The organism is Streptomyces sp. BoleA5, assembly GCF_000373665.1.
In the GTDB taxonomy this organism is placed as follows: domain Bacteria; phylum Actinomycetota; class Actinomycetes; order Streptomycetales; family Streptomycetaceae; genus Actinacidiphila.
Genome location: NZ_KB892102.1, coordinates 153,433 through 176,479 on the forward strand (window position 1 = coordinate 153,433; position 23,047 = coordinate 176,479).

20 protein-coding genes are annotated in these 23,047 nt (G+C 73.7%); 10 read left to right on the top strand and 10 right to left on the bottom strand.

Features of this window, described 5'->3' with window-relative positions; genetic code table 11:
- The first annotated feature begins 3 nt into the window (after positions 1-3).
- The gene (locus tag B085_RS0117285; RefSeq protein ID WP_026251128.1) at positions 4-339 is read left to right on the top strand and encodes a hypothetical protein; all 336 of its coding nucleotides are present in this window, start codon (positions 4-6) and stop codon (positions 337-339) included.
- Here B085_RS0117285 and B085_RS0117290 read toward each other — a convergent pair.
- From B085_RS0117290 to B085_RS0117300, 3 genes are all read right to left on the bottom strand, one after another.
- Entirely contained in the window at positions 260-994 is a 735-nt protein-coding gene (locus B085_RS0117290; RefSeq protein ID WP_018559828.1) for a response regulator transcription factor, read from the bottom strand. The two genes, B085_RS0117285 and B085_RS0117290, sit on opposite strands and share 80 nt — an antisense overlap.
- A gap of 273 nt (positions 995-1,267) precedes the next feature.
- On the bottom strand, positions 1,268-2,836 hold the full coding sequence (locus tag B085_RS42720; protein ID WP_018559829.1) for a PQQ-binding-like beta-propeller repeat protein: 1,569 nt from the start codon (positions 2,834-2,836) through the stop codon (positions 1,268-1,270).
- Positions 2,837-2,941: 105 nt separating this feature from the next.
- Complete coding sequence (locus tag B085_RS0117300) at positions 2,942-4,732, bottom strand: ABC-F family ATP-binding cassette domain-containing protein (RefSeq protein WP_018559830.1); 1,791 nt, start codon at positions 4,730-4,732, stop codon at positions 2,942-2,944.
- A gap of 157 nt (positions 4,733-4,889) precedes the next feature.
- Here B085_RS0117300 and B085_RS45675 point away from each other — a divergent pair, with 157 nt between their 5' ends.
- Both B085_RS45675 and B085_RS0117310 read left to right on the top strand, forming a co-directional pair.
- The gene (locus B085_RS45675; RefSeq protein WP_078619930.1) at positions 4,890-5,165 is read left to right on the top strand and encodes a type II toxin-antitoxin system Phd/YefM family antitoxin; all 276 of its coding nucleotides are present in this window, start codon (positions 4,890-4,892) and stop codon (positions 5,163-5,165) included.
- Positions 5,162-5,413, top strand: a complete 252-nt coding sequence (locus B085_RS0117310) for a type II toxin-antitoxin system RelE family toxin (protein ID WP_018559832.1) — start codon at positions 5,162-5,164, stop codon at positions 5,411-5,413. Before B085_RS45675 ends, B085_RS0117310 begins: the two co-directional genes overlap by 4 nt.
- Positions 5,414-5,599: 186 nt before the next feature.
- On the opposite strand, the gene B085_RS0117320 is transcribed toward B085_RS0117310, so the two are convergent.
- From B085_RS0117320 to rsmI, 6 genes are all read right to left on the bottom strand, one after another.
- Positions 5,600-6,535, bottom strand: a complete 936-nt coding sequence (locus B085_RS0117320) for a 4-(cytidine 5'-diphospho)-2-C-methyl-D-erythritol kinase (RefSeq protein WP_018559834.1) — start codon at positions 6,533-6,535, stop codon at positions 5,600-5,602.
- A 93-nt stretch (positions 6,536-6,628) separates the two neighbouring features.
- Complete coding sequence (rsmA, locus tag B085_RS0117325; protein ID WP_018559835.1) at positions 6,629-7,522, bottom strand: 16S rRNA (adenine(1518)-N(6)/adenine(1519)-N(6))-dimethyltransferase RsmA; 894 nt, start codon at positions 7,520-7,522, stop codon at positions 6,629-6,631.
- Positions 7,523-7,561: 39 nt separating this feature from the next.
- Entirely contained in the window at positions 7,562-8,809 is a 1,248-nt protein-coding gene (locus B085_RS0117330) for a resuscitation-promoting factor (protein ID WP_018559836.1), read from the bottom strand.
- A gap of 256 nt (positions 8,810-9,065) precedes the next feature.
- Positions 9,066-9,971: a TatD family hydrolase gene (locus tag B085_RS0117335; protein WP_018559837.1), complete on the bottom strand. Its 906-nt coding sequence runs from the start codon at positions 9,969-9,971 to the stop codon at positions 9,066-9,068.
- Between the two features lie 31 nt (positions 9,972-10,002).
- On the bottom strand, positions 10,003-10,401 hold the full coding sequence (locus tag B085_RS0117340; RefSeq protein WP_018559838.1) for a hypothetical protein: 399 nt from the start codon (positions 10,399-10,401) through the stop codon (positions 10,003-10,005).
- A 191-nt stretch (positions 10,402-10,592) separates the two neighbouring features.
- Positions 10,593-11,504 (bottom strand): 16S rRNA (cytidine(1402)-2'-O)-methyltransferase, encoded by a 912-nt coding sequence (rsmI, locus tag B085_RS0117345; RefSeq protein WP_051102085.1) that lies wholly within the window; start codon positions 11,502-11,504, stop codon positions 10,593-10,595.
- 62 nt (positions 11,505-11,566) lie between these two features.
- Here rsmI and B085_RS0117350 point away from each other — a divergent pair, with 62 nt between their 5' ends.
- The 5 genes from B085_RS0117350 to B085_RS0117370 all read left to right on the top strand — a co-directional run bounded on the left by B085_RS0117350 (position 11,567) and on the right by B085_RS0117370 (position 18,997).
- Positions 11,567-13,297 carry a dolichyl-phosphate-mannose--protein mannosyltransferase gene (locus B085_RS0117350; RefSeq protein ID WP_037731843.1) on the top strand — a complete coding sequence of 577 codons (1,731 nt, stop codon included), beginning with the start codon at positions 11,567-11,569 and terminating at the stop codon, positions 13,295-13,297.
- Between the two features lie 91 nt (positions 13,298-13,388).
- On the top strand, positions 13,389-15,809 hold the full coding sequence (locus tag B085_RS42730) for a SpoIIE family protein phosphatase (RefSeq protein WP_018559841.1): 2,421 nt from the start codon (positions 13,389-13,391) through the stop codon (positions 15,807-15,809).
- A 166-nt stretch (positions 15,810-15,975) separates the two neighbouring features.
- The gene (locus tag B085_RS0117360) at positions 15,976-17,595 is read left to right on the top strand and encodes a penicillin-binding transpeptidase domain-containing protein (protein ID WP_026251129.1); all 1,620 of its coding nucleotides are present in this window, start codon (positions 15,976-15,978) and stop codon (positions 17,593-17,595) included.
- A 77-nt stretch (positions 17,596-17,672) separates the two neighbouring features.
- Entirely contained in the window at positions 17,673-18,158 is a 486-nt protein-coding gene (locus tag B085_RS0117365) for a YbaK/EbsC family protein (RefSeq protein ID WP_018559843.1), read from the top strand.
- The gene (locus tag B085_RS0117370; RefSeq protein WP_018559844.1) at positions 18,155-18,997 is read left to right on the top strand and encodes a DMT family transporter; all 843 of its coding nucleotides are present in this window, start codon (positions 18,155-18,157) and stop codon (positions 18,995-18,997) included. Before B085_RS0117365 ends, B085_RS0117370 begins: the two co-directional genes overlap by 4 nt.
- Before the next feature lie 136 nt (positions 18,998-19,133).
- On the opposite strand, the gene B085_RS0117375 is transcribed toward B085_RS0117370, so the two are convergent.
- Positions 19,134-19,913: an SDR family NAD(P)-dependent oxidoreductase gene (locus B085_RS0117375; protein ID WP_018559845.1), complete on the bottom strand. Its 780-nt coding sequence runs from the start codon at positions 19,911-19,913 to the stop codon at positions 19,134-19,136.
- Positions 19,914-20,021: 108 nt separating this feature from the next.
- Between B085_RS0117375 and B085_RS0117380 the strand changes: the two genes are divergently transcribed.
- Together B085_RS0117380 and B085_RS0117385 are read left to right on the top strand one after the other, a co-directional pair.
- Positions 20,022-21,677: an FAD-binding dehydrogenase gene (locus B085_RS0117380; RefSeq protein WP_018559846.1), complete on the top strand. Its 1,656-nt coding sequence runs from the start codon at positions 20,022-20,024 to the stop codon at positions 21,675-21,677.
- Positions 21,678-21,793: 116 nt separating this feature from the next.
- Positions 21,794-22,999, top strand: coding sequence for a serine hydrolase domain-containing protein (locus B085_RS0117385; RefSeq protein ID WP_037731845.1), 1,206 nt, complete (start codon positions 21,794-21,796; stop codon positions 22,997-22,999).
- Positions 23,000-23,047 lie beyond the last annotated feature (48 nt).

Below are 23,047 nucleotides of genomic sequence, written 5' to 3' on the forward strand. Positions count from 1 at the left end.
GTCGTGAGCGAGTACGGCAACGAGCCGGATTTCCAGCACCGCATCGAGGACCTGGAGCACGAGTCGGCCTCGGCGGCACGCCTCTTCGACGTGCGCCGCGTCATCGGCGGCCTCTTCGTGGTCTACGGGGTGATCGTGACCATCGCCGGGATCACGGCCTCCGACGCGGACATCGCCAAGGCCCAGGGCATCAACATCAACCTCTGGACGGGGATCGGCATGCTGGTGCTGGGACTGCTCTTCCTCCTGTGGATGAAGCTCAGTCCCCCTCCTCCCCCGCCCGCCGCACAGGAGACGCCTGAGGAGGGATCGTCGCACCGCCCGGGAAATGATGGCTGACCCGGTCCAGCAGGCCCGTACGGGCCGCCAGCGCGGCGGCCTCCAACCGGGAGCCCACCCCCAGCTTCATCAGCACCCGCTGCACATGCGTACGGGCGGTGCTCGGGGCGATCCGCATCCCGGCCGCGATCAGCCGGGTGTCCTCGCCCTCCGCGACCCGCAGCAGCACCTCGACCTCGCGCGGGGTGAGCATCTGCATCAGCCTGGTGCCCTCGTCGTCCGGCTCGGCCACCGGGTTGAGCAACTCGGCGAACGCGCCCTGCAGCAGTGCGGGCGCCACCGCCACCTCGCCGGCGCGCGCCTTGGCCATCGCCCGCTCGACGCCCTCGATCCGCTCGTCGTGCCGTACGTAGCCGGAGGCGCCGGCGGCGAACGCGGCGGCTATCCCCCGCGGGTTGGGCACCGGCCCGAGCACCAGCACCGCCACCCCGGGCCGCTCCCGCTTGATGCGGACGACCGCGTCGAAGGCACCCGGCTCGGCGGGCGCCGCCGTGCCGATCAGGCACACCTCGGGCGACCGGCTCAGTACGAGATCCGCCGCACCCGAAGCGGGCGCGGCCGCCGCGAGCACCCGGTGCCCGCGCAGCTTCAGCGCCGAGGCGAGCGCCTCGGCCAGCAGACGATGGTCGTCGACGACGACGAGCCGTACGCCCATGGGCGTCCCCCTCATCCCCCCATGGACTGGTGCGGACCTGCCCACCGAGTCCAAGCCGGTCCCCTTTCACATGCCGCGGCGAAGCCCGTGCGGCATACCGCCGGTGCACCCGCGGCGGGCCCGGGCCATGCCCGGGAAGGTACACGCTTGTTCGACGCTGTGCGCCCCCTACTCGGCAGAAGCCTCCCTAAATCCGCATTATCCCCAAACATGGCCGACTTGGGGCCGGGTGTGCTTGTTTGAGCGGCCCGCGCACCGCCTCCCTCGGCCCGGTCAGCCGAAGGCGGCGATGGAGCGGTCCGTCAGGTTGGCCGAGGCCGAGATGTGGTCGGAGGTCAGGAAGAAGTGGTCCTTGTACAGCCACCAGCCCGAGTCGCTGTCGAGGAAGTCGTTCTCCAGGTCCTTGCCGCTCTCGGGCAGTTCCATGAACACCGTGAACCTGCGGGTCGCGGGGTCGAGCCGCAGCAGGCGTCCCGGCTTGTCGTAGGTGTTCTTCTGGTACGCCACGACCTTGCCGCCGCTGATCCCGACGACCTTGACCTCGCGCTCCTGGTCGGGCTTGGCGAGCCACTTCGGCTTGCCGGTGGCGAGGTCGAGCGCGGCGATCTCGTTGGTCTGCGAGTAGGAGGTGCCGCTGCCCGAATGGGTCTTGGTGGGCAGGTAGATGGTCGTGCCGTCGACGGCGACATTGGTGCACCGGTTGTCCTCGCAGTGGATCCGGTACGTGGCCTCGGCCCCGCCCGCGCCCAGCGAGATGCGGCTCTTCATCCTGCCGCCGTCCAGGTACACGATGTCGGTCATCGACAGACTGCCCGCCGACAGCCCCACGACCACCGGGTCCGTGGAGATGACGCTGTACACCTCACTGCCGTTCGGCACCTGCCAGGACCACTTCTTGGCGCCGCCCTCGCCCAGGCCCTGCACGTACTCATCACCGCCGAAGCCGCCGCACTCGACGACCGCGACGAGCACGGCGCCCCCGTGGTAGCCCTTGTCGGCGCACTCCGAACCGGCCTTGGGCGTCCACAGCACCGCACCGGTGCTGATCCTGTACGCGACCGAACCCCCGATCCAGGAGACGGCCGCCGTGTCGCCCGTGAGCGCGATCTGCGAGTAGCTGTGCGAGGTCCGGCCGTTCGGGCTGGGCAGCTTCTTCGCCCACAGCTTCCTGCCCTGGGCGATGTCGACCGCGATCACGCTGTCGCAGTCCGTCCCGTACTGCAGCACCAGGCGGTCGCCGGACGCCGACTCCGGGCCCGGGCAGGAGTCGCCGGACAGGGGTATCGACCAGTTCTCCTTGCCGCTGTCGATGTCGAAGGAACGCAGCGCGTCCGGCATCGTCTTGACGACCGCGTCCCCGGTGAACCAGGTCTCCGCCACCGGGGCGGTGATCTCCGCCTTGGACGGCCGCACCGCTCTCTTGTCCCACAGCGCGCGGGCCTTGAGCGGGCCGTCGCCGGCCGGCCGGGTGCTGCCCCCCTTCGACGGGGTGTCCGAGGGCCCGTCGTCCCCGCCGTTCGCGACCAGGAACACCCCCGCGCCGACCACCAGGACCGCCGCGATCGCCGCCGCCACGATCCCGGCCACCTTGCCGTTGCCGCGCCTGGGCGGCTGCGGGTACTGCGGGTAGGGCTGCCAGCCGTACCCGGGAAGGGGCTGGGTGGGCGCCTGGGCGTACGGGTTGGGGCCGTACGGGCCCGGCGGCGGGGGCGGCGACTGCTGCCCCTGCGGCTGCGTCGGCGGCTGGGCGTACGGGTTCGGCTGCTGCGGCGGGTAACCGTACTGAGGCGGCTGCGGCCCGAATCCGGGCTGGTCGCCGGGGGGAGGCGGCGGCTGCGACATCAACGGCACCTTTCGGGCACAGGCGTTCGGGGCGGACGGTGACCCTCTTTGTACCACCGGTCACACAGCGTTCCGCCCCCGCGCCGAAGGACCGTTACGGCACTGCTACACCTCGTCCGCCAGCTCCAGCCAGCGCATCTCCAGTTCCTCACGCTCGGCGGCCAGCGACCGCAGCTCCAGGTCGAGTTCGGCCACCTTCTCGAAGTCGGTGGCGTTCTCGGCGATGGCGTTGTGCAGCTTCGACTCCTTCTCGCCGATCTTGTCCAGCTGCCGCTCGACGCGCTGCAGTTCCTTCTTGGCCGCGCGGCTGTCACCGCCGCCCTTCGGCTTGGCCGGGGCGGGCGCGGGGGCGGCCGCTTCGACCGCCGCGCGGCGCCGGTCCAGGTACTCGTCGATGCCGCGCGGGAGCATGCGCAGCGTCGCGTCGCCGAGCAGGGCGAAGACCCGGTCGGTGGTGCGCTCCAGGAAATAGCGGTCGTGGGAGATGACCACCATCGAGCCGGGCCAGCCGTCGAGCAGGTCCTCCAGCTGGGTCAGGGTCTCGATGTCCAGGTCGTTGGTGGGCTCGTCGAGGAAGAGCACGTTGGGTTCGTCCATCAGCAGCCGCAGCAGCTGCAGCCGGCGCCGCTCACCGCCGGAGAGGTCGCCGACCGGGGTCCACTGCTTCTCCTTGGTGAACCCGAACTTCTCGCAGAGCTGACCCGCCGTCATCTCCCGGCCCTTGCCGAGGTCGACCCGGCCGCGCACCGACTCCACGGCCTGCAGCACCCGCAGCGCGGGGTCGAGTTCGGCGACCTCCTGCGACAGGTAGGCCAGCCGCACGGTCCTGCCGACGACGACCTTGCCCGCCGCGGGCTGCTTCTCGCCCTCGCTGGCGGCGGCGTCCGCGAGCGCCCGCAGCAGGGACGTCTTGCCCGCGCCGTTGACGCCGACCAGACCGACCCGGTCGCCGGGGCCCAGCTGCCAGGTCAGATGCTTCAGGAGCACCTTGGGCCCGGCCTGGACGGTCACGTTCTCCAGGTCGAAGACGGTCCTGCCCAGCCGGGTCGTGGCGAACTTCATCAGTTCGGCGTTGTCGCGCGGCGGCGGCACGTCGGCGATCAGCTCGTTGGCCGCCTCGATGCGGAAGCGCGGCTTGCTGGTGCGGGCGGGGGCGCCGCGGCGCAGCCAGGCCAGCTCCTTGCGCATCAGGTTCTGCCGCTTGACCTCCTCGGTCGCGGCGATCCGCTCGCGCTCGGCGCGGGCGAAGACGTAGTCGCTGTAGCCGCCCTCGTACTCGTGGACGTCACCGCGCTGCACGTCCCACATGCGGGTGCAGACCTGGTCCAGGAACCAGCGGTCGTGGGTCACGCACACCAGGGCCGAGCGGCGGGTCTGCAGGTGGCCGGCCAGCCAGGCGATGCCCTCGACGTCGAGGTGGTTGGTGGGCTCGTCGAGCACGAGCAGTTCCTGCTCGGCGATGAGCAGCTTCGCCAGGGCGATCCGCCGGCGCTCGCCTCCGGACAGCGGTCCGATCACCGTGTCCAGCCCCTGCGGGAAGCCGGGCAGGCCGAGCCCGCCGAAGAGCCCGGTGAGCACGTCGCGGATCCTGGCGTCGCCTGCCCACTCGTGATCCGGGCGGTCGCCGACCACCTCGTGCCGGATGGTGGCCTGCGGGTCCAGGCTGTCGTACTGCGTCAGCACGCCCAGCCGCAGGTCAGAGGTGTGCGTCACCCGCCCGGTGTCCGGCCCCTCCTGCTTCGCCAGCATGCGGATCAGGGTCGTCTTCCCGTCGCCGTTGCGGCCGACGACACCGATGCGGTCGCCCTCCGATACGCCGAGCGAGACCCCGTCCAGCAGGGTGCGCGTTCCGTACACCTTGCTGACGGACTCGACGTTGACCAGGTTGACGGCCATGGGACTCCTGTCACTACGAAAGAACGACCTCCCAGGGTAGTGCGGCGCCCTCACCCCTCGGGCCCGGCCGCCCCCGCGCGGGCACCCGTGCGGGTGGGCCCGCCCGTCTCCGGCGAATCGCCCACCGTACACAGCCGCAGGTCTGTACATTTCCCTCATGGATACGTATCCGCTCGTGGAAGCGCGCAACCAGCTCGGGCAGCTCGTCGGCCGGGTCCGGCACGGGCATGAACACATCCTGATCAGCGAGTACGGCAAACCCGCCGCCGCGCTCATCCCGATAAGCGAACTCGAGGAACTGCAGCGTCTGCGCGACGCGGCGGACGCGGCCGAGTCGGCGGCCCGCGAATCGGCCCCCACCGGTCCCGCGCTGACGCATGACGAGTTCATGGCCCGGCTGGAGGACGAGGATCGTCAGGCCGAGGCCTCGTGACACACACCGTCGTCTGGCAGCACCAGGCCATGGACGAGTTCCGCCGCCTGCGCCTCCTCGATCCGGTGGGTGCGAAGGCGTGCGCGGCCGCCGTCCGGGACCTGGCCCGGGAACCGCGTCCGCCGACAGCGCGCGCCCTGGGAGGTTCGGGGTACTTGCGGCTGTCCGTGGGCGACTGGCGTGTTCTGTACCGGCCTGACGCCGAGACGGTCACCGTCCTGGTCCTCAAGGTCGGCCGGGTGGGCTGATGCCCGCCTCATCCCCCGGTGCGGCCCGCGCGTTCGACCAGGGCCCAGGTCAGCGGTTGCAGCGCCGGGCGCACCGCGGCCGCCTCTCCGGCTGTCATCCCCATGGCGGCACGATCCCGCGCCGGGGCGGCGTTCCGTCAGGCCCGCCCTACTCAACTCGTCCCGGATTCGGGTGAGTACGGCTACTCAGAGCAGGGTCGCGCCCTGGGCGGGGCCGGTGGTGACCCGGACCGTGCGGCAGGTGCCGGAGGCGGCGAGGGCGCCGGCGACGGCGTGCGCGGACTCGGCGTCCTTGGCGAGGAAGGCGGTGGTGGGGCCGGAGCCGGAGACCAGGGCGGCCAGGGCGCCGGCCCCGGTGCCCGCGGCGAGGGTCGCGGCCAGCGAGGGCCGCAGGGACAGTGCGGCGGGCTGCAGGTCGTTGGCCAGGGAGGCGGCGAGGGCGACGGCGTCACCGGTGCGCAGCGCCTCGATCAGAGCCGGGGAGGCCTCCGGCTCCGGCACCGCCGCGTCGCCGCGCAGCCGGTCGCACTCGCGGTAGACCTCGGGGGTGGACAGGCCGCCGTCGGCGACGGCGAAGACCCAGTGGAAGGTGCCGCCGGTCTCCAGTGGCTCCAGCAGCTCGCCGCGGCCCCGGCCGAGGGCGGCGCCGCCCACCAGGCTGAAGGGGACGTCGCTGCCGAGCTCGGCGCAGATCGCGAGCAGTTCCTCGCGGCTCGCGCCGGTGCCCCACAGCGCGTCGCAGGCGACGAGGGCGCCCGCGGCGTCGGCGCTGCCGCCGGCCATGCCGCCGGCGACGGGGATGTCCTTGACGATGTGGATGTGGACGCGCGGCTCCAGGCCGTGCCGCGCGGCGAGCGCGACGGCGGCGCGGGCGGCGAGGTTGCTCGCGTCCGCCGGGACCTGGCCGGCGTCCGGTCCGGCGACCGTGATCCGCGGCTCCTCGGCGGTGGGGTCCCCCGTGCCGGGGGCCAGGGGAGTCACGGTGACCTCGTCGTACAGGCCGACGGCGAGGAAGACGTTCGCCAGGTCGTGGAAGCCGTCGGGGCGGGGTCCGCCCACCGCGAGCTGGACGTTGACCTTGGCGGGGACCCGGACGGTCACGGACGCGGGGCGGCGGGTCACTGGCGCGGTCTCCTCGGTGCGGGGGTCGTGCGGCGCGCGATACGTTCGGGGACGGTCGCGCCGGGCACGGCGGCGCCCCCATTGTGCCCTCTGCTAGCGCCGGGAGGTGCCGCCCCCGCCGTGCTCGGCGATCGCCGCGAACTCCTCCACGGTCAGGGCCTCGCCGCGCGCCTGCGGGGAGACTCCGGCGGCCACCAGCGCCTCCTCGGCCGCGGCGGCCGAGCCCGCCCAGCCGGCCAGCGCGGCCCGCAGCGTCTTGCGGCGCTGCGCGAAGGCGGCGTCCACGACCGCGAAGACCTGCTCGCGGGAGGCGGTGGTGGCGAGCGGCTCCTTGCGGCGGACCAGCGAGACCAGTCCGGAGTCGACGTTCGGGGCGGGCCAGAAGACATTGCGGCCGATGGCGCCGGCCCGCTTGACCTCCGCGTACCAGGCGGCCTTCACCGAGGGTACTCCGTACACCTTGGAGCCGGGTCCGGCGGCCAGCCGGTCGGCGACCTCGGACTGCACCATGACCAGGGTGCGCTCGATGCTCGGGAAGGTCGCGAGCATGTGCAGCAGCACCGGGACGGCCACGTTGTACGGCAGGTTGGCCACCAGGGCCGTGGGCGGCGGGCCGGGCAGCTCCTCGACGCGCAGGGCGTCGCTGTGCACGAGCGCGAAGCCGTCGGCCCGGCCGGGCAGGCGGGCGGCGACGGTGGAGGGGAGGGCCGCGGCCAGTACGTCGTCGATCTCCACGGCGGTGACGCGCTCGGCCACCTCCAGCAGCGCCAGCGTGAGCGAGCCGAGTCCCGGGCCGACCTCGACGACCACGTCGTCGGGCCGGACGTCGGCGGTGCGCACGATGCGGCGCACCGTGTTCGCGTCGATCACGAAGTTCTGGCCGCGCTGCTTGGTGGGGCGGACGCCCAGCGCGGCGGCCAGCTCACGGATGTCGGCGGGGCCGAGCAGGGCGTCGTCGGCGGGACCGGAGTGGTCGGTGGTGCTCACCGCTCAAGGGTATCCGGGCCCGGCGCGGCCTCCCGCGGACTACGAGTGGAGCTTGCGGCCGCAGACCGGCCAGGGGCCGGCACCGCGCTGGATGTACAGGCGCTTGGCGCGGTACGTCTGCTCCTTGGCCGAGGCGTCCTGGGGGCGGCCGCGGCCGCCCAGGTTGCGCCAGGTGCGCTGGTCGAACTGGTAGAGGCCGCCGTAGGTGCCGGAGGCGTCGACCGCATCGGGCCGGCCGCCCGCCTCGCACTGGCCGAGCGCCTTCCAGTTGAGGTGGTCGGCGCCCCGGACGCTGTCCGGGAGTGGTTTGGTGCCGACGCGAACGACCTGCCGCACGGGCTTGCGCAGCACCTCCTCGGCGATCCGGCGCGGCTTCTGCCGGACCCCGTCGACCGTGCGGTACGCGTACGTGACGCGGCGCAGCCCGTTCCTGCCCCGGGTGTCGACGGCGGTGGTGCCCTCGAACAGCGAGGGGTCCTTCGTCCGCTCGACGCGGAAGGGCACCGGCTCCTCGTGGACCTCGTCGTGGCCGCGGATGCGTTTGACGGAGATCGTCTGGCCCTCGCGGGGGAAGCTGTCGGGGTCGACGGAGGTGGCGTCGAGGCCGCGCATCATGATGCCGGCGTCGTGCAGCGCCTCTCCGACGGTGGCGGCGTTGGTGCGGACGGGCCGTTCGCGGCCGTCGACGAGGAAGGTCACCTGGCGTTCGGTGCGAACGTCCAGTTCCAGCCCGTGCCGCCCGATGGCCTCGCCGCGGGAGGCGGACAGGTAGGCGCCGTCCGCGCGCACGCCCAGCTGGCGCAGGGCGCCGTCGACGGTGTCGGCCGTGGTCCAGATCCGCCGCGGCCTGCCGTCGAGGGTGAGCGCGACCGGGCGGCCGAAGCGGACGGCGACGGTGTCGCCGTCCTGCAGCGCCGCGCGGGGGTCGGGGGCGACGATGTCGTGGTCGCCGACCTCGACGCCCTGGCGCTGCAGCAGTTCCTCGACGCTCCCGGCGAAGGTGTGCAGGGCGCGCGGCCGGCCGTCCACGCTGAGCTGCACGGCCTTGCCGCCGGCCAGGTAGGCGGTGCTGCCGCCCGCCAGGAAGGCGACGACCAGGGCTTGGGGCAGCAGCCTGCTCAGCGCGTCGGGGCGCCTCGCGGCGCGCCTGCGCCGGGCGGCCGCGCGCCCCGGACGAGGCTCGACACCCTCGGCGGCGGGGGCCGTGCCCGGCGTCCCGCGGTGGGGGCCGTCCGCGTGGGACCGTGCTCCGGTCCGCGTCGTGCCCGCGTTGCTGATGTTGCTCACGGCGTACCTCCGGCCCGGCCCGATTCGGACCGAACCGGGACCATAGCGGAGGATTCATCACTCTCCCAAGCCGGCCGGTCACGCCGTGTCGCCGGACGAGGGCTCCGTGACGGACCCCGCGACGGGCCTCGCACCCGTGGTCAGCGCGCCCCGCCCCGCCCTCGGCGGCCACCGCCGCGCTCCGCCGCGCGTCCGGAATCGGACACCCGGCGTTACGCCGACCGCGCGACGCGCAGGGCGCGCCCGCGACGCGTCGTCAGTAGCCGAAGGCGCGGGCGGTGTTGGCCCCGACGGCCGCGGCCAGCTCGTCCTCCGTGGCTCCCCGGACGGCGGCCATGGCCCGCACGGTGACCGGGATCAGGTACGGCGCGTTGGGCCGGCCGCGGTGCGGGACGGGGGTGAGGAAGGGCGCGTCCGTCTCGACCAGCAGCAGCTCGGCGGGGGCGACCGCGACCGCGTCGCGCAGGTCCTGCGCGGACTTGTAGGTGACGTTGCCGGCGAAGGACATGTAGTAGCCCTTGTCGGCGCAGACTTTGGCCATCTCGGCGTCGCCTGAGTAGCAGTGGAAGACGACGGTGCCGGGCGCGCCCTCCTCGTCGAGGATGCGCAGCACGTCGGCGTGGGCCTCGCGGTCGTGGATGACCAGGGCCTTGCCGTGCCGTTTGGCGATGTCGATGTGGCGCCGGAAGGAGTACTGCTGGGCCTCGACGCCCTCGGGCCCGGTGCGGAAGTAGTCGAGTCCGGTCTCGCCGACGCCGCGCACCTGGGGGAGCGCGGCGAGGGCCTCGATCTCCGCGAGGGCGGCGTCCAGCGCGGGCAGGCCGCCCGCCTCGCGGGCCCCCTGGCGGCTCCAGCCGTCGGGGTCCCCGTGGACGATCCGGGGAGCCTCGTTGGGGTGCAGGGCGACCGCCGCCCAGACCGCCTCGTACGCCCCGGCGGTGCGCGCCGCCCAGTGGGAGCCGTCGACGTCGCAGCCCACCTGGACCACGGTCGTCACGCCGACGGCCGCCGCCTTCGCCAGCGCCTCCTCGACGCTGCCCTCCTGCATGTCGAGATGGGTGTGCGAGTCCGCCACCGGGACCGCGAGCGGCTCGGGGAGGGGAGGGGCGGCGGACGCGTCTTTCTTCGGGCGCCGGCTCTGGCTCTGGTTCTGCTCGGGCATGCACCAGATCCTAGGCGGGGCGCCGCGGCGGCTACTCGGCGTCCCTCCTGCGGTGCAGCAGGTTGCGGGGCGACCAGTGCCGTGCCCGGCGCTCGGCGCCCTCCACGGCGGGCGAGGCGGAGACCCGGCGCATGTCGGAGGCGGCGGGCAGGGGGCCGGCGGTCGCGGTGGCCGACCAGGACCCGGCGACATCGGAGACCTGCCCGGCCCGCATGATGCGGACCTTGTGGCTCTCGCACTCCACGCACGTCGGGCGGGTCAGCGGGGACGGAACGCGCTTGCCGTCCGCCATGTACCAGACGGTCTCGCGACCCTGGGCGTCGACGTGGTGCTCGATCTCGTACGCCTGCTCCCATCCGCGCCCGCAGCTGATGCAGACGAAGGCGTACGCCTCACGAACCGTGCCATCGGTTCCGATGGTCTCGCTCATGGCAGCTCCTGATGCCCTCCGGACGAGGCGTCCGGAGCGGGACTTCCCTCTATCAGCGAACGCCCGGGCGGGCCCCGGCGATAGCGGGGGTGCCCTTTCTTGAGCCAGTTTTGGGCTGTGTGTGACACGGGGCCGGGCACGCGGCCCAGGTTTTTCCCTCTCCCACGATAGGACTTTGCACCCTGCCGCGTTTAGCCGGTTGTGGACCGGTTCGCGGCGTGCTTCGCGGACACCACGGCGTCGAAGACCTCCCGCTTGGGCAGTCCCGCCGCCGCCGCCACGGCGGCGATCGCCTCCTTGCGGGGTTCTCCCGCCTCCTCGCGGACCCGGACCCGGCGCACCAGTTCGGTGGCGTCCAGCTCCTCCGGCCCGGTCTCCGGGGCGCCCTCCACGACGACCGTGATCTCCCCGCGCACCCCTTCGGCGGCCCAGGCCGCCAGCTCCCGCAGGGTGCCGCGCCTGACCTCCTCGTAGGTCTTGGTCAGCTCGCGGCAGACGGCGGCGCGGCGCCCGGCGCCGAAGGCTTCGGCCATCGCCGCGAGGGTCTCGGCGAGCCGGTGCGGGGCCTCGAAGTAGACCAGGGTGCGGCGCTCGCCGGCGGCCTCGCCGAGCCGGGCCCGCCGCTCACCGGCCTTGCGGGGCGGGAACCCCTCGAAGCAGAAGCGGTCGACGGGCAGACCGCTGAGGGCGAGCGCGGTCAGCACGGCGGACGGCCCGGGGACGGCCGTCACCCGGATGTCGCGCTCGACGGCCGCCGCGACCAGCCGGTAGCCGGGGTCGGAGACCGAGGGCATCCCGGCGTCGGTGACGAGCAGCACCCGGGCGCCCTCCTCCAGCGCGGTGACCAGCTCCGGGGTGCGGGCCGACTCGTTGCCCTCGAAGTACGACACGACCCGGGCGGTGGTGGTCACGCCCAGGGACTGGGTGAGCCGGCGCAGCCGCCGGGTGTCCTCGGCGGCGATCACGTCGGCGCCGGCCAGCTCCGCGGAGAGCCGGGGCGGGGCGTCGGCGACGTCGCCGATGGGGGTCCCTGCGAGTACGAGTACGCCTGCGGCCGGTCCTGCGGAGCTAGTCACCGCCCCAGTCTCCCATCCGCCGCGCATCCGGCCGGGCCCGCCGCGGCACGGCGGCGTACCCCGGTTGGCCCGGTCCTCAGCACATACACATGCGGCTTCCCTACGATGGCCCGGTGACGAGTGACACCGCGACGCACGCGCACCGGGTCGAGGACGCACCGAAGGCCGCGGAGGAGCAGAGCCCCTGGCAGCGGCAGCTGCGCCGCTTCGGCTACGCGGACCGCCCGCGCCCCGACGTGCGCGAGCGCCTGCTCCAGCCGTTCCCCGAGCCGGGGACACGGGCCTGGGCCGCGCTCGGCGTGGGCCCGGCGGCGGCGTCCCGGCTGGCCCGCTGGACGGGCTGGGGCGGCCCGCTGCTGGTGGCGCTCTTCGCGGGCCTGCTGCGGTTCTGGAACCTGGGCAGCCCGCACGCGGTGATATTCGACGAGACGTACTACGCGAAGGACGCCTGGTCACTCCTGCAGTACGGCTACGAGGGCAGCTGGCCGGAGAAGGCCAACGACCTGATCCTCGCCACCCCGCCCTCCGTCCCGCTCTCCGACGCCCCCGCGTACGTGGTGCACCCGCCCGTCGGCAAGTGGGTGATCGCCTCCGGTGAGTGGATCTTCGGGCTGAACCCCTTCGGCTGGCGCTTCGCGATGGCGGTGCTCGGCACCCTGTCGGTGCTGATGCTCTGCCGGATCGGCCGCCGGCTCTTCCGCTCCACGGCCCTGGGCTGCCTCGCGGGCGGTCTGATGGCGGTGGACGGCCTGCACTTCGTGATGAGCCGCGTCGCGCTGCTCGACCTCGTCGTCATGTTCTTCGTACTGGCCGCCTTCGGCTGCCTGCTGATCGACCGCGACCGCGCGCGGGCCCGGCTCGCCGCCGCCCTGCCCGCGGGCCGCCCGGACGCCCGGGTCGCCTCGTTCACCTGGCTGGGCGTGCGCCCGTGGCGGATCGCGGCCGGGATCTGCCTGGGCCTGGCCGCGGGCACCAAGTGGAACGGCCTGTACGTGCTGGCGTTCTTCGGCGTCCTCACCGTGCTGTGGGACGCCGGCGCCCGCCGGGTGGCGGGCGCCCGCTACCCCCGGCTCACCGCGTTCTGGCTGGACGGGCTGTGGGCGGCGTTCAGCATGGTCGGCGTCGCCGCCGTCACCTATCTGCTGTCCTGGCTCGGCTGGTTCACGACCGGCAAGGGCTACGACCGCGAGTGGGCCAAGGGCGACGGCGGCTTCCTGTCCGACTCCTGGGCGGCGCTGCGCAGCCTGTGGCACTACGAGTCGCAGGTCTACAGCTTCCACGTCAACCTGCACGCCCCGCACACCTACCAGTCCAACCCGTGGAGCTGGCTGGTCCTGGGCCGGCCGGTGTCGTACTTCTACGAGTCCCCCAAGTTCGGCGAGGACGGCTGCACCGCGGCCGGCGGCTGCGCCCGCGAGGTGCTCGCCATCGGCACCCCGCTGCTGTGGTGGGCCGGGTGCTTCGCCCTGCTGTACGTCCTGTACCGCTGGATCTTCCGCCGCGACTGGCGCGCCGGCGCGATCGCCTGCGGCATCGCGGCCGGATACCTGCCGTGGTTCCGCTACCAGGAGCGGACGATCTTCCTCTTCTACGCGGTCGTCTTCGTGCCGTTCCTGTGCCTCGCGGTCGCGATGATGCTCGGCGCGATCCTCGGGCCGCCCGGCTCCAGCGAACGCCGCCGCATGTGGGGCGCGGTCGGCGCGGGCACGCTGGTGCTGCTGATCGTCTGGAACTTCATCTACTTCTTCCCGCTCTACACCGGGCAGACCATCCCCATGGACGCCTGGCGCGCCCGCATGTGGCTCGACACCTGGATCTGACCCGCCCGGCCGCGGGGCCGCCGACCTGGGCGGTGACCGTTTGCAGGGGGCCGACCACGGACCTAGCGTGAACCCCGAGGGAATGTCACGTATGTCCGCCCCCGATCACACCGTGCCCGGCCAGGCGTCGGCGCTCGACAGCGCCGGCGCGGCTCTGGCGGTGGTCGACGCGGGCGGGGTGCTCGTCCGCTGGACGGAGGTCGCCCACAGGCTGCTGGGCCACTCGGCGGCGGACGTCCTGGGCAGGCACTCCTCGATGCTGCTGGACGGGCCGGGGGACGGGCCGCAGGGGTTCACCCGGGAGTGGGCCGGGCCGGTCGCCCTGCGGCACCGGGGCGGCCGGCGGCTCGACGTGGACCTGCGGGTGACCGGGCTGCCGGGGGCCGCGGACACGATGGACTGGCTGGTCTCGACCGCCGGGGTGCCTCCGTCGGTACTGGAGTCGGCCGCGGAGCTGTGCCCCTTCCCGATGGCGATCTGGGACAGCGACCTGCGCACCGCCTGGCTGAACGACGCCCTCGCCGACCACTTCGGCCTCTCCCGCGAGGAGCGCCTGGGCCGGCACCTGGACGAGTCACCGCTCTACGCGAACACCGAGCAGGTCGAGTCACTGCTGCGCGAGGTCCTGGAGAGCGGCGTCCCGGTGATCGACCGGGAGCTGAGCCAACTGGACCGGCTGCGGCACCGGGCGTACGCGCTGTCCGTCTTCCGGATCGAGGACGTCCGACACGGGCTGCCCGGCGTCTGCTCGGTGAACGTGGACGTCACCGAGAGCCGGCGGGCCAGGGACCGCATGACCGTGCTGGGCCGCGCGGCGACCAGCATCGGGACCAACCTGGACGTCCTGCAGACCGCGCAGGACCTCGCCGACCTGCTGGTGCCGCTGCTCGCCGACTACGCGACGATCGACCTCGCGGAGTCGGTCCGGCTCGGCAACGCCCCGCTCACCCGGCTCGGCCCGATGGAGGGCGGCAACATCCCCGTCTTCCACCGGGCGGGGATCGCCTCGGTGCACGACGACTACCGGGAGTCGCTGTTCGCGCGCGGCAGCCCCGTCTTCGTCCCCCCGCACTCGCCGTTCGCCGAGGTGCTGCGCTCCGGCCGGACGTACATGGAGACGGAGCTGGACACCGAGCCCGGCACGTGGCTGGAGGAGGACCCGCAGCGGCTGCAGCGGGTCCTCGAACACGGGATGCACAGCCTGCTGATCCTGCCCGTCCACGCGCGGGGCGAGATCCTCGGTGTCGCCGTGCTCGTCCGCAGCGAGAACCCCACCCCCTTCGACGAGAACGACCGGACGCTGGCGGAGGAGCTGGTCAGCCGGGCGGCGCTCAGTCTGGACAACGCCCGCCGCTACACGCGCGAGCACAACATGGCGCTGACCCTGCAGCGCAGCCTGCTGCCCCGCAACCCGAGCGCCGGGTTCTCCCTGGAGACGATCTGGCGCTACCTCCCGGCGGACACGCAGGACGGCGTGGGCGGCGACTGGTTCGACGTGATCCGGCTCTCCGGCGCACGGGTGGCCCTGGTCGTCGGGGACGTCGTGGGGCACGGCCTCAACGCCGCCGCGGCCATGGGGCGGATCCGCACGGCGGTGAGCACCCTCGCAGGACTGGATCTGCCCCCGGACCGGCTGCTGTCCGCGCTGGACGACCTCGTCGTCCGGCAGGGCTTCGAGGACTCCGACGACACCTCGCCCACCACCGGCATCCTCGGCGCCACCTGCGTGTACGCCGTCTACGACCCCATCGACGAGCGCCTGACCATCGCCAGGGCCGGGCACCCCCCGCCGGCGATCATCACCCCGGACGGCACGGCCGTCTTCCCGGAGATCCCCTCCGGGGCGCCCCTCGGCGTGGGCCTGCGCTCCTTTCCCTCGGTCGAACTGGAACTGCCCGCGGGAAGCGTCATCGCCATGTACACCGACGGGCTGGTCGAGACCCGGGACCGCGACATCGACGACGGGATGGAGCGCCTGCGGACCGCGCTCACCCGGCCGCCGGGCACCTCGCTGGAGGAGCTGTGCGACGCGGTGGTCGACCTGCTGCCCACGCGCGGGCAGGACGACGACGTCGCGCTGCTGCTCGCCAGGACCTGCCGGCTCAGCGCCGACCGGGTGTTCGGCATGGAGGTGCCGGCCGAGGCGGCCGCCGTCGGACGCGCACGGGCCGAGACGGTCCGGCAGCTGTCCGCATGGGGTCTGGACCGGGTGAGGGCGGGCGCCGAGCAGGTCGTCGGCGAGTTGGTGGCCAACGCCGTCCGGCACGGGGCGGGACCCGTGCGGTTGCGGCTGGTCCGGCACACGAAGCTGGCCTGCGAGGTCTTCGACGCCGGTCCCGGCCTGCCGCTGCCGCGCCATCCCGAGCCCACCGACGAGGGCGGGCGGGGCCTGGTGATCGTCGCGGAGCTCTGTACGCGGTGGGGTGTCCGCAGGACCGGCGAGGGCAAGATCGTCTGGGCGGAGCTGGCCCTCACGGACGAGGAACGGCTCCCGCCCGGGCCGGGGTGCTGACCTGCGGCAGGACTCTTCCGACGGGCGGACTTTCCCGGGCCATGGGATGCGCGTGCTGAAGCTGTGACCCGTTGGACCGCCCCACATTCCCCTCCTTCCCGTAGAGTGCGCTTGCATCGCCTGTTTTTTGAACATGTTCAGGGCGACCACGGGGAGGGTCGGTGCCATGCGCCGAGGTGTGAAGCTGGGGATCGTCGCCACGCTGACCGCGGGACTGGTGGGGACCGCGGCGTACGGGGCGTACAACATCTACGACGGCCTGTCCGGCGGCGGCGGATTCTCCGCGGCCGCCGCCCCGGCCGAGACGGGGCCGCCGACCGCGGCGGAGGTGAAGAAGACCGCCGCGGACTTCCTGGCCGCCTGGGCCAAGGGGGACACCGCCGCCGCGGGCGCGCTCACCAACGACGCGGCGTCGGCCTCCGCGGACCTCGCCGCGTACCGCAAGGACGCACACGTCGCCCGCGTACGGCTGACGCCGGGCGCGGCCAAGGGGGACGTGGTGCCGTTCAAGGTCGTCGCCTCGCTCTCCTACCAGGGCAAGTCCTCCACGTGGACGTACTCCTCGGCCCTGACCGTCTTCCGCGGCGAGACCACCCACCGCCCCCTGGTCGACTGGGAACCGGCGGTGCTGCACCCCAAACTGACGGATGGTCAGTCACTGGAGACCGGTGAGGCCGCCTCGCCGCCGGTGGACGTCGTCGACCGCAACGGCAAGGTCCTCGACGCCGACGACTACCCCTCCCTGGCCTCGGTGCTGCCCCAGCTCCGCGAGCGCTACGGCGCCAAGCTCTCCGGGGGCAAGCCGGGCATCGAGACCTGGGTGAACGCCGCCGACGGCCCCGGGCAGACGCTGCACGTGATCTCCAAGGGCACGGCCGCGAAGCTGCCCACCACCTTGGACGCGCGCGTCCAGAAGGCCGCCGAGCAGGCCGTCAGGGGCAGCAGCCAGTCGTCCGTCGCGGCGGTCAAGGCGAGCACCGGCGAGATCCTCGCCTTCGCCAACAACCCGTCGAGCGACAACAACAACGCCTTCAACGCGCAGGTCGCCCCCGGCTCCACCTTCAAGGTCGTCACCGCCACCGCCCTGCTGGAGAGGGGCGTGACGCCGGGCACCCCGGCGCCGTGCCCGGCGACCGCGAACCACGACAACGGCAAGATGTTCCACAACGTGGAGAGTTCCTCCGACCCGTCGGCCACCTTCCAGCGGGACTTCGCGATCTCCTGCAACACCGGCTTCATCAAGCTCGCCGGCCGGCTCGACGAGTCCTCGGTCCCCACGGTCGCCCAGCGCTACTACGGCTTCGGCCAGACCTGGAACGTCGGCGTCCCGGCCTGGGACGGCCGCGTCCCCGGCGGCCCGGGCGACGAGATGACGGAGGAGATGATCGGGCAGGGCCAGATACAGATGAGCCCGCTCAACATGGCCTCCATCGCCGCCACCGTGCAGAACGGTGTGTTCCGCCAGCCCCGCCTGGTGGCCGCCGGCCTGATCGAGGGCCCGCTCGCCAAGGCGCAGAGCGGCCTGCCGTCCGGCGTCCGGGGCAACCTCAAGTCGATGATGCGGCTGACCGCGTCGAGCGGCACCGCCGCCGGCGCGATGCGCGGGGTCTACGGCGACGTCGGCGCCAAGACCGGCTCCGCGGAGGTCGGCGGTCAGGAGCAGCCCAACGGGTGGTTCGTCGCCTACCGCGGTGACGTCGCCGCCGGCGGGATGGTCCTGGAGGGCGGGCACGGCGGTGACTCCGCCGGGCCGATCGTGGCGTCGGTGCTCAAGGGCTCGTCATGACGCGCTCCGTGACGCGCTTCGTGACCCGCCCGCAAATGGCTTGGCACCCCGCCCCCGCCGGGGACTAGCGTGCGGCCATGACGACTTCGGCCGCAGCTCATCCCCGTTTCGCGGAGGCGCTCACCGCGCTGGGCCTCCAGGTACCCGTGCGTGCCTTCCCCGACGCGACCCGCACCGCGGCGCAGGCCGCCACGGCGGTCGGCTGCGAGCTCGGCCAGATCGTCAAGTCCCTGATCTTCACGGCGGACGGGGTCCCGGTGCTGGTGCTGATGGACGGCGCGTCGCGGGTCGACGTGGAGCGGGTCCGCGCGCACCTCGGCGCCACGGAGGTACGGCGGGCCGACGCGGACCTGGTGCGCGAGACCACGGGGTACGCCATCGGCGGCGTACCCCCCTTCGGGCACCGGACGCGGACCACCGTCCTCGCCGACCGGGGCCTGCTGGCCCACACCACCGTGTGGGCGGCCGCCGGCACCCCGCACACCGTCTTCCCCATGGCGCCCGCCGAACTGGTCGAGCACGCCGGGGCGGCCCTGGCCGACGTCCGCGAACGCACCGCGTGACACCCCTGATAGCGGCGGCCGTCCTCCTCGCGGCGGTCACCCACGCGGTGTGGAACGCCATCGCCCACGGCATCAGGGACCAGCTCGTCGCGTTCACCCTCGTCGGAGGCGGCGGAGCGATCTGCGGCGCGGCGATCGCCGGGTTCGCGCCGCTCCCCGCGGCGGGCGCCTGGCCCTACCTGATCGCGTCGGTGGGGATCCACATGGCGTACATGTACCTGCTGATGAAGTCCTTCACGCTGGGGGACTTCGGGCAGGTCTACCCCATCGCACGCGGCGTCGCCCCGATGGTCGTGACGCTGCTCGCGGCGGTCTTCGTGGGCGAGGTGCCGGGCGCCCTGCAGACCGCGGGCGTCCTCGTCGCCTCCGCCGGGCTCGGCGGGACCGCCCTGTGGGGCATGCGGGGCCGCCGCAGGGACTGGCCGGCGGTCGGCGCGGCCGTGGGCACCGGGCTGACCATCGCGGTCTACACGGTGGTCGACGGCGTCGGCGTCCGCGCGTCCGGCACCGCCCTGGGGTACGTCGCCTGGCTCCTGCTCATCCAGGGCACGCTGCTCGTGGGCTGCGCCCTCGCGGCCCGCCGCGCGGCGCTCCTCGGGCAACTGCGCCCGGTCGCCGGCCGCGGGCTCCTCGGCGGGGCGCTGTCCGTGTCCGCGTACGGCCTCGTCCTGTGGGCCCAGACACGGGGCGACCTCGCGCCGATCGCGGCCCTGCGTGAGACCTCCATCATCGCGGGGGCGGTCATCGGGGCGGTCCTCTTCAAGGAGCGGCTGGGGCGGGCGCGGGTCGTCGCGGCGCTGGTGGTGGTGGCCGGGATCGGCCTCATGCTGCACGCGTAACGTTGTGACCGGGGTCGCTTGTCGCGGCCGGTGGTTGTGTGCGGGTGCGTTGCGCCTGCGGGCGGCTGCACCGGGCTGCCCGGTGGGTGCCCCTTGCGGCCGGTTGCTCGTGTGCGGGCAACCACAACCCCCGGCATCAATCGAGCGCAGCGCGAAACGCCGACCCGTTGACGAGAATCCCCCCGTCCACGGGAAGCGTCAGGCCCGTGATCCAGGACGCGTCCCGGGACGCGAGAAACGCGACCGCCGCCGCGATGTCGTCGGGCTCGCCGACCCGCCCGAGGGGATACACCCCGGCGAGGCGGTCGAGCGCGTCTTCGCGCCCCGCCCACGCCGGGGTCCGCACCGTGCCGGGGGCGACGAGGTTGACCCGGACCCCGCGCGGGGCGGCGTGCACGGCCAGCGTGCGGGTCAGCGAGGCGAGGCCCGCCTTGGCGGCGCTGTAGGCGTGGTTGCCGAAGTTCATGTGCCCGTTGACGGAGCCGATGCTGACGATCGCCCCGCGCCCGCCCGCCTCCGCCAGCAGCGGAAGCGCCGCACGGGCGCAGCGCATGGCCCCGGTGAGGGTGACCTCCAGGTCCTCGTACCACTCCGCGTCGGGGATGTCCTCGAACCGCGGGGGGTCCGCATGGCAGGCGTAGGCGTTGTTGACGAGCACGTCGAGCCGCCCGAAGCGCTCGGCCGCGTACCCCATCGCGGCGTCCACCGCGGCCTGGTCGACGACGTCGCACTCCACCGCCGCGGCCCGGCCGCCGGTCTCCTCGGCGAGGGCCCGCGCCGTCGCGCCGGCGCGCTCCCCGTCCAGGTCGGCCAGCAGGACGTCCGCGCCCTCGGACATCAGGCGCCGGGCGGTCGCCGCGCCGATGCCCTGGGCTCCTCCGGTGATGACGGCGGCGTGCCCCTCGAACCTGCGCATGGCGTCATCCCCCGCCGGCGAGTGATGTGCGAGGCGCTGACCTCTCGCCTCCTTACTCGCGCGTAGCGTAACGTGCCTGCACACCAAAGGGGAGCGGAAAGGCACACCATGGCGCTGGACGCGGACGTCGTCGTCGTCGGAGCTGGACTGGCCGGCCTGGTCGCGACGGCCGAGCTGGCCGACGCGGGCCGCAAGGTCCTCCTGCTCGACCAGGAGCCGGAGAGCAACCTCGGCGGCCAGGCGTTCTGGTCCTTCGGCGGGCTGTTCCTCGTCGACTCCCCCGAGCAGCGCCGGATGCGCATCAGGGACAGCCGCGAACTCGCCCTCCAGGACTGGACGGGCACCGCCGGCTTCGACCGCGCCGAGGACCGCTGGCCGCGCAAGTGGGCGGAGGCGTACGTGGACTTCGCCGCGGGCGAGAAGCGGTCCTGGCTGCACGCGCAGGGGATGCGGTTCTTCCCGGTGGTCGGCTGGGCGGAGCGCGGGGGTTACCTCGCCACGGGGCACGGCAATTCGGTGCCCCGTTTCCACATCACGTGGGGCACGGGCCCGGGCGTGGTGGCGCCGTTCGAGCGCCGGGTGCGGGAGGCGGTCGCCAAGGGCCTGGTGGAGCTGCGCTTCCGGCACCGTGTGACGGCGCTGACGACGACGGGCGACGCGGTGGACGGCGTGGCGGGCGAGGTTCTGGTGGACAGCGACGCCGAGCGCGGCCAGGCGAGTTCGCGGGAGATCCGCGCGGAGTTCCAGCTCAAGGCGCAGGCGGTGATCGTCACTTCGGGCGGCATCGGCGGCAACCACGACCTGGTGCGCAAGGCCTGGCCGGAGCGGCTGGGCACGCCGCCGCGCAAGCTGCTGTCGGGCGTTCCGGCGCACGTGGACGGTCTGATGCTGGGGATCGCCGAGGCGGCCGGGGCGCACCTGATCAACGGCGACCGGATGTGGCACTACACCGAGGGCATCGAGAACTGGAACCCGATCTGGGCCAGGCACGGCATCCGCATCCTGCCGGGCCCGTCCTCGCTGTGGCTGGACGCGACCGGCCGGCGGCTGCCGGTGCCGCTCTTCCCGGGCTTCGACACGCTGGGGACGCTGGAGCACATCATGCGCACCGGGCACGAGTACACGTGGTTCGTCCTCACCCAGAAGATCATCGAGAAGGAGTTCGCGCTGTCGGGCTCCGAGCAGAACCCGGATCTGACCGGCAAGAGCGTGCGCGATGTGCTCAAGCGAGCGCTGCCGGGGGCACCGGCCCCGGTCGAGGCCTTCAAGCGGCACGGCGTGGACTTCGTCGTGGAGGACGACCTCGCCGCGCTGGTGCGCGGCATGAACGCGATCACCGAGGACGACCTGATCGACGAGGCCGCGCTGCGCCGCGAGATCGAGGCCCGGGACCGCGAGATCACCAACACCTTCACCAAGGACCTGCAGGTCACCGCGATCCGCGGGGCCCGCAACTACATCGGCGACAAGTTGATCCGCACCGCCGCGCCGCACCGGCTGCTGGACCCGAAGGCGGGCCCGCTGATCGCCGTACGGCTGAACATCCTGACCCGCAAGTCGCTCGGCGGGATGGAGACCGACCTGGACGCGCGGGTGCTGCGCGCCGACGGCGAGCCGCTGCCGGGGCTGTACTCCGCGGGCGAGGCGGCCGGCTTCGGCGGCGGCGGGGTGCACGGCTACCGCTCGCTGGAGGGGACCTTCCTCGGCGGCTGCATCTTCTCCGGCCGTACGGCGGGCCGCGCGGCGGCGAAGGCGACCGCCTGACCTCCTTCCTCCGCGCCCCTGGGCCGCCGCCCCGTTCCGTCCCGACCCCGGTCCCGACCCCGGTCCCGGCCGGTCCGGGGAGGGAGGCACCATGGGGGGAGCAACAACGGCGGCGCATGGTGGGAGCACGGGCTGTGGTGGACGTCCACGGGGCGGTGACGGAAGGCTTCGAGCCGGTCCGAGAGGCCTTCGTCCGGAACTTCGAGGAGCGGGGCGAACGCGGCGCGGCCGTGGCCCTGTACCGCGACGGCCGCAAGGTCGTGGACCTGTGGGCGGGCTCCGCCGACGGGGACGAGGACGGTGGCGGCGGCGCGCCCTGGGCGCAGGACACCGCGCAGGTGGTGCGCTCGGCGACGAAGGGCGTGGCGGCGGCGTGCCTGCTCCTGCTGCACCAGCGCGGCCAGCTCGACCTGGACGCGCCCGTCGGCGCGTACTGGCCCGAGTTCAAGGCCGCCGGCAAGGAGCGCGTCACGTTTCGGGACGCCCTCGCGCACCGGGCCGGTGTGCCGGCGCTGGACACCCCGCTCACCCCCGCGCGGGCGCAGGACGGCATCAGCGGGCCGCGGGCGCTCGCGGCGCAGGCCCCGTTCTGGGCGCCGGGGACGGACCACGGCTACCACGCGCAGACGTACAGCTGGCTGATCGGCGAGCTGGTGCAGCGGGCGAGCGGCGGCCGGCCCATCGGCCGCTACGTGGCGGAGGAGATCGCCCGCCCGCTCGGCCTCGACCTGTGGATCGGGCTGCCGGCGGGCGAGGAGCACCGCGTCGGGCGGATCGCCGCCGTGTCGGCCCCGCCGCCCCCGGCCGCGGCCGGGCTGCGGGCGCGGCCCAAGCGGAACGTGACGGAGGCGTACGACGACCCGTCGTCGCTGACCCGGCGCGCGTTCGCCGCGATCGACCCGCTGCCCGACGAGAACGACCCCGGGTACCACGCGGCGCAACTGGCGGCCTCCGGGGGCATCGCCACCGCCCGCTCGCTGGCCCGCTTCTACGCCGCGCTGATCGGGGAGGTCGAGGGCCCCGGCGCCCGGCTCTTCGCCCCGGCGACGCTCACCTCGGCGCGCACCCCGGAGTCGGAGGGCCCGGACCGCGTGCTGGTGGTGAACACCCGCTTCGGCCTGGGTTTCATGCTGCACGGCCCGGCCGCCCCGCTGCTGTCCCCCGGCTCCTTCGGGCACCCCGGCCGCGGCGGGTCGCTGGGGTTCGCGGACCCCGGCGAGGGCGTGGCCTTCGGCTATGTCACCAACGGCATGCAGAAGAACGTCACCGCAGATCCGCGCGCGCAGGCGCTGGTCCGCGCGGTGCGGGAGTGCCTGCGCTGACGCCGGCCGGAAAAGTTGCCCGGGCTCCGGGAGCCGCGAACGATGGAT